This window comes from Flavobacterium sp. SOK18b, from assembly GCF_014156605.1.
GTDB lineage: Bacteria > Bacteroidota > Bacteroidia > Flavobacteriales > Flavobacteriaceae > Flavobacterium > Flavobacterium tiangeerense.
The window spans coordinates 1-6,208 of record NZ_QKNZ01000126.1; the positions used below are offsets into that span (position 1 = coordinate 1).

At 35.9% G+C, this 6,208-nt stretch carries 7 protein-coding genes; all 7 read left to right on the forward strand.

Going from position 1 to position 6,208, the window contains the following annotated elements; all coding sequences use genetic code 11:
* Positions 1 to 442: 442 nt before the first annotated feature.
* Entirely contained in the window at positions 443 to 1,408 is a 966-nt protein-coding gene (locus DNC80_RS14555) for a glycosyltransferase family 4 protein (RefSeq protein WP_182651836.1), read from the forward strand.
* Positions 1,405 to 1,830, forward strand: coding sequence for a WxcM-like domain-containing protein (locus DNC80_RS14560; RefSeq protein ID WP_182651837.1), 426 nt, complete (start codon positions 1,405 to 1,407; stop codon positions 1,828 to 1,830). Before DNC80_RS14555 ends, DNC80_RS14560 begins: the two co-directional genes overlap by 4 nt.
* Positions 1,823 to 2,965, forward strand: coding sequence for a DegT/DnrJ/EryC1/StrS aminotransferase family protein (locus tag DNC80_RS14565; protein WP_182651838.1), 1,143 nt, complete (start codon positions 1,823 to 1,825; stop codon positions 2,963 to 2,965). The genes DNC80_RS14560 and DNC80_RS14565 overlap by 8 nt, the downstream gene beginning before the upstream one ends.
* 46 nt (positions 2,966 to 3,011) lie before the next feature.
* Positions 3,012 to 3,560, forward strand: a complete 549-nt coding sequence (rfbC, locus tag DNC80_RS14570) for a dTDP-4-dehydrorhamnose 3,5-epimerase (protein WP_182651839.1) — start codon at positions 3,012 to 3,014, stop codon at positions 3,558 to 3,560.
* Positions 3,560 to 4,417 carry a dTDP-4-dehydrorhamnose reductase gene (gene rfbD / locus DNC80_RS14575; protein WP_182651840.1) on the forward strand — a complete coding sequence of 286 codons (858 nt, stop codon included), beginning with the start codon at positions 3,560 to 3,562 and terminating at the stop codon, positions 4,415 to 4,417. Before rfbC ends, rfbD begins: the two co-directional genes overlap by 1 nt.
* A gap of 230 nt (positions 4,418 to 4,647) precedes the next feature.
* Positions 4,648 to 5,694: a dTDP-glucose 4,6-dehydratase gene (gene rfbB / locus DNC80_RS14580; RefSeq protein WP_182651841.1), complete on the forward strand. Its 1,047-nt coding sequence runs from the start codon at positions 4,648 to 4,650 to the stop codon at positions 5,692 to 5,694.
* Positions 5,695 to 5,873: 179 nt separating this feature from the next.
* On the forward strand, positions 5,874 to 6,208 hold a 335-nt coding region (locus DNC80_RS14585), incomplete at its 3' end, for a sugar nucleotidyltransferase (protein WP_182651842.1).

A 6,208-nucleotide genomic window follows, 5' to 3' on the forward strand; every position in this document is an offset into this window, starting at 1 on the left:
TGATAATGCAATATTTCTATTAATTTATTTAAAAGTGTATCAGTATTTACAAATAGCTTTATTTTTTTTACAAAATCACACAGATCGTATATTACTAAAGCAAAAATGAATTTCGAATATCGTAACAATCAATGTTAATTCTTTATATCTCTAACGAAAAAGATATTAGTACAGATTAAGGATAGTGCTATTTTTTTTATATAATATCAAATATCTTATTATAAACATAATTTTATTATTTACTTCAAAGTACAGTAGTCCTTTCTATTTATATTTCTTTTCGTGACATCTTTACACCAATTTACAGGCGCTTAATATTTTTTAAAGAGGAACTTGAATATTTTAAAAACGATTATGTTGTAATCACAACCCCCTTAGTTTCTTCACTAGCGTTAATGTAAAAAAAAACATTTCAAGCTATATTAAAACCTTATCTATACCCATGCAATACCTACTTATAACTGCAGTTTTAGTACTCTTAGAATTGCTTTATTTTAAAATAGCAGATCGATACAATATTGTAGACAAGCCCAATCATCGGTCAGCACATACTGAAATTACGCTAAGAGGCGGCGGTATCATTTTTTGGTTTGCTGCCTTACTTTATTTTGCGCAGCACCTGCAAAACAATTATTTCTTCTTTGCAGGAATTACATTAGTAAGTCTGGTGAGTTTTTGGGATGATATTCAAAGTCTTTCCAATAAAATACGAATATCCATTCATTTTACAGCCATTAGCCTTATATTTTATGACTTAGGACTCTTTGATTTTGTTCCGGTTTTAGGGATTGTAATTGCCTTTGTTCTAGCCATAGGGTTGATTAATGCGTATAATTTTATGGATGGCATCAATGGCATCACGGGATTGTATACACTCGTTGTAATGGGAGCACTTTTGTATGTGAATCAATACATGCACGCCTTTACGGATGCTGCTTTTATAGGTTATGCCATGTTAGCCAGTTTGGTATTTTTATTTTTTAATTTTAGAAAAAAAGCCAAATGTTTTGCTGGAGATGTGGGGAGCATCGCAATAGCTTTTTGGGTAATCTATTTGCTTTTGAAATTGATCTTGGCAACCAATTCTTTGGTATGTCTTTTATTTTTAGCGGTTTATGGAGTAGATGCTATTTGTACGATCATACACAGACTGTATTTAAAACAGAATATATTTGAAGCACACCGTTTGCATTTATATCAGGTATTGAGTAATGAATACAAAATACAGCACAGGCTAGTTGCTGCGTATTATGCAATTGCTCAAATTATAGTGTCAGCTTTAGTTATTTGTTTGTATCAAAAAGTACAGGAAATCATTTTGTTTGTGCTTATACTTGCACCTTTAATGTTGTTATATACTTTAAAATTTTATCTCCTGAATAAAAATAATTTGAAAGTTACTTTATGATTCCTAAAATAATTCAGGGAGGCAGTTTTTCAGATCATCGCGGTACGGTATCGTACGTTAATGATTTTAGTTTTAAAGATATTGAACGATTTTACATTATCACTAATTCTGAGGAGCATCCGTTACGTGCCTGGCAAGGGCATAAAATAGATGCGAAAAATTTTTACTGTTTGAGTGGCTCTTTTCGAATTCATTATGTGAAAATTGACAATTGGGAAAACCCCTCTAAAGATGTAACAATCGAGACTGTTATTTTAACAACCTCAGAAAGTAAGATACTGCATATTCCTGCGGGTTATGCCAATGCGATTGAATCCTTAGAGCCAAACTCAAAACTACTATCATTTTCTACTTTACCACTGGATCAAGTGAAAGAGGATGATGTACGGTTAGATGCGGAGTATTGGGAGGTTCATGACTAAAGAGCGTATTTTTTTATCTGTTGGGCACGCTAGTGGTTATGAAGAGCGTTACATTCAGGAAGCCTTAGCATCTCACTGGATCACCACAGGGGGGGCTCATGTAGTTGCTTTTGAAAGTGCATTAGCAAATTATTTGGGAAATAATGTTCATGTCACTGCCCTAAATACGGGAACAGCGGGTATTCATTTGGGATTAATTTTATTAGGTGTCCAAGCAGGGGATGTAGTATTGTGTCAAAGTATGACATTTTCGGCGTCCGCAAATCCTATTTTGTATCAACGTGCAATTCCTGTTTTCATTGATAGTGAAAAGGAGACCTGGAATTTATGTCCCATCGCGTTAGAGCAAGCCATTGTTAGTGAAATAGCCAAAGGCAAAAAACCAAAAGCGATCATTGCCGTTCATTTGTATGGAGTTCCGTATCAAATTGACGCAGTGCGAGCAGTAGCGGATGCCTATCAAATACCAATTTTAGAGGACAGTGCCGAGGCTTTGGGAAGTGCGTACAAAGGACAAAAATGTGGTACTTTTGGTGATCTAGCAATAGTGTCATTTAATGGCAATAAAATCATTACCACTTCGGGAGGTGGAGCTATTGTTAGTCATTCTAAAGCACTTAAGGAAAAAGCACTTTTCTATGCGACGCAATCTAGAGATGAGGCACCTCATTACCAACATAGCGAAATTGGATACAATTACCGTATGAGTAATATATGTGCTGGAATTGGCAGAGGTCAAATGGAAGTTTTAGATGATCATGTGGCGATGCGTAGAAAAATGAATGATTTTTATGTGGATTTGTTCTGCGATATTGCAGAAGTAAGCGTATTTACAGTGCCAAATAACACTTATTTTGCTAATTATTGGCTAAGTGCCATTTTGGTGGAACCCAATCCAGTAAAAAGAATCGATAGAGAAGCCTTACGATTGGCTTTTGAAGCCGCCAATATTGAATGCCGACCGTTGTGGAAACCAATGCATTTACAGCCTATTTTTCAAGATTATGCCTTCTATGGTAGCAATATTGCCGAAACCTTATTTGAAAAGGGGTTGTGCCTTCCTTCGGGTTCCCATCTTACGGATAAAGAAAGAGCTAGGATTTCAGAGGTGGCGCAAGAGTTTTTTAAAAAATAAAATAAATTAAAAGTATATATTTCACAGTATAGATCAATTTAACATTATGAAAATAGAAAAGACTACTATTAAAGATTTAGTAATTATTTCCCCTAACGTTTTTGAAGATGAAAGGGGTTATTTTTTTGAGGCATACAGTAAAAACAATTTAAGTAATGAAGGCGTGACGATTGATTTCGTTCAAGACAATCAATCATTTTCTAAAAAAGGGACTTTGAGAGGCTTGCACTATCAAAACCCTCCCTATGCGCAAACGAAGCTCGTACGCGTTTTACAAGGAGAAATCATAGACGTAGCAGTCGATTTACGTAAAGATTCACCTACCTTTGGAGAATCTTTTTCCCTGTTACTATCAGCTGAAAATAAAAAACAATTGTTGGTTCCTCAGGGATTCGCCCATGGTTTTTCGGTTCTTAGTGAAACCGCGGTGGTGATGTACAAATGCGATCAATTTTATAATAAACAAAGTGAAGGCGGTATTCGTTTTGATGACCCTACTTTGAATATTGATTGGGGGATGGATTTAAAAGAGGCGATTGTATCGGAGAAAGATCGTATTTTACCTAATTTAGCTAATTGTAATAGTCAATTTTAATGCAAAAAATTTTAGTCACAGGCGCACAAGGGCAACTAGGCTCTGAATTACAAGTGTTATCTCAAAAACACCAGCAGTGGGAGTGGATTTTCACAGACCGCGCAGAGTTAGATTTGAGTAATCTAACGGAACTAGCCAAGCAATTAGATGCTTTTGCGCCACAATACATCATCAATTGTGCCGCACATACTGCTGTGGATAAAGCAGAGACCGAGGCAGCAATAGCTGATGTGCTCAATCATCAAGCCGTAGCAATTATGGCACAATGGAGTCATGAAAACCAATGCAAATTAATTCATATTTCTACTGACTATGTCTTTGATGGCAACTCAGCGGTAGCTTTGACCGAAACAGCGACAACCAATCCAATCAATGTGTATGGGGTAACTAAATTAGCTGGAGAAAAGTCTTGTTTGCAGTTTAACCCCGAGGCCATCATCATTCGTACTTCATGGGTGTATTCTAGTTTTGGGGCGAATTTTGTCAAAACCATGTCACGTTTAATGCAAGAACGTGATGCCTTGAATGTGGTCAACGACCAAATTGGTTCGCCTACTTATGCTGCTGATTTAGCACAAGCCATTCTTACTATTTTAAATCATAGTAATTGGCAAGCAGGAATTTATAATTTCTCTAATGAGGGCGAGATCAGTTGGTATGAATTTGCTTTGGCCATTCAGGAAATTGGTGGTTTTGAGTGTCAAGTTAGTGGCATTCCTGCTGCGCAGTATCCTACACCTGCAAAAAGACCCGCTTTTTCACTTTTAGATAAAACTAAAATCAAAGCTTCTTTTGGAGTAGTAGTCCCTAGTTATAAGGAGAGTTTGATGGCGTGCATGCGCTTACTAAAAATGTAGTATCATAAAAAAAGTGGCACTGCAACCTACGCTTATCAAAAAACACCTTGAATAAATAGTCTAATTTCAAAGACGAGACTTTTTTCAGGAACCATTGCCGAAATATTTGAAAAACACCATGCTAAAGTTAGACTTGTTGATTAAATTTGACCTGTCTATCTGAGCAGTATGAAAAAATAATTAATATAATTAATTCGTAAAATTCGTTTTAATTAAAAAAATAAATATAAATGAAAAAAATACTTATCACCGGTGGTGCAGGTTTTATTGGATCTCACGTTGTGCGACGTTTTGTCAAAAAATATCCAGAATATCAAATCGTTAATTTAGACGCTTTGACCTATGCTGGCAATTTAGAAAACATCACTGATATTGAAAACGAACCCAATTATACTTTTGTCAAAGGCGATATTGTAGATGCTGCATTTATTGATGCCTTGTTTGCCAAATATCAATTTGATGGAGTACTGCACTTGGCTGCTGAGTCGCATGTAGATCGCTCTATTACAGATCCGCTTGCTTTTGTCAAAACAAACGTTATCGGTACAATGAATTTGCTTAATGCGAGCAAGGAGCTTTGGAAAAATGATTTTGCCAACAAACGTTTTTATCACATTAGTACTGATGAGGTTTATGGTAGTCTAGGTGCCCAAGGTTTATTTACTGAAACCACAGCTTATGACCCTAATTCTCCTTATTCGGCTTCAAAGGCCAGTTCAGATCATTTTGTTCGGGCTTACGGAGAAACGTACGGATTACCGTATGTGCTAACAAATTGTTCTAATAATTATGGTCCATTTCATTTTCCTGAAAAATTGATTCCGCTTTTTATTAATAATATTATTCAAAACAAACCGTTACCTGTTTATGGAGATGGGAAGTACACTAGGGATTGGCTTTTTGTGGAGGATCATGCGGTAGCCATTGATTTGGTATTTCACAAAGGTAAGAATCATGACACCTATAACATAGGTGGTTTTAACGAATGGCAGAATATTGATTTGGTAAGATTGCTTTGCAAAATTATGGATGAAAAATTAGGTCGAACAGCAGGAACATCTGAACAATTGATTGCGTATGTAAAAGATCGTCCAGGTCATGATTTGCGTTATGCGATTGATGCGAGTAAAATCAATACCGAGTTGGGATGGAAACCTTCGGTTACCTTTGAACAAGGTTTGGAGCGCACGGTAAATTGGTATTTAAATAATGAAAAGTGGTTGCATAATATCACCTCTGGGGATTACGCTAGTTATTACGAAAAACAATATAATTAGAAAGTTGGTTGTGAACCGTGAACAGTGAACAGTGATTCGTAATTAATAATTACAAATTACAAGATTATAGATTACGAAATTTAAATGGTGTTACTAATCACGAAGTACAAATCACGAATTACAATTTACGAATCAGGCATTACGAATTACGGTTCACACATAAAAAATAATAAAAAAAAATGAAAGGAATTATATTAGCCGGAGGCTCCGGTACCCGTTTGCATCCGTTAACACTCGCTATGAGTAAACAAATGATGCCTGTTTACGATAAGCCTATGATCTATTATCCATTGTCCACGTTGATGATGGCTGGTATAAACGAAATTTTAATCATTTCAACGCCACATGATTTGCCTCACTTTAAAAAATTATTAGGCGATGGATCGGCTATAGGCTGTCAGTTTAGTTATGCAGAACAGGCGATACCTAATGGATTAGCCCAAGCATTTGTAATTGGAGCCGATTTTATTGGTACCGATAGTGTTGCATTGGTACTGGGAGACAATATTTTCTT

Excerpts from the sequence above, each read along its gene's own strand:
- DNC80_RS14555 (WP_182651836.1), top strand. The coding sequence starts at position 443 with ATGCAATACCTACTTATAACTGCAGTTTTAGTACTCTTAGAATTGCTT.
- DNC80_RS14560 (WP_182651837.1), top strand. The coding sequence starts at position 1,405 with ATGATTCCTAAAATAATTCAGGGAGGCAGTTTTTCAGATCATCGCGGT.
- DNC80_RS14565 (WP_182651838.1), top strand. The coding sequence starts at position 1,823 with ATGACTAAAGAGCGTATTTTTTTATCTGTTGGGCACGCTAGTGGTTAT.
- rfbC (WP_182651839.1), top strand. The coding sequence starts at position 3,012 with ATGAAAATAGAAAAGACTACTATTAAAGATTTAGTAATTATTTCCCCT.
- rfbD (WP_182651840.1), top strand. The coding sequence starts at position 3,560 with ATGCAAAAAATTTTAGTCACAGGCGCACAAGGGCAACTAGGCTCTGAA.
- rfbB (WP_182651841.1), top strand. The coding sequence starts at position 4,648 with ATGAAAAAAATACTTATCACCGGTGGTGCAGGTTTTATTGGATCTCAC.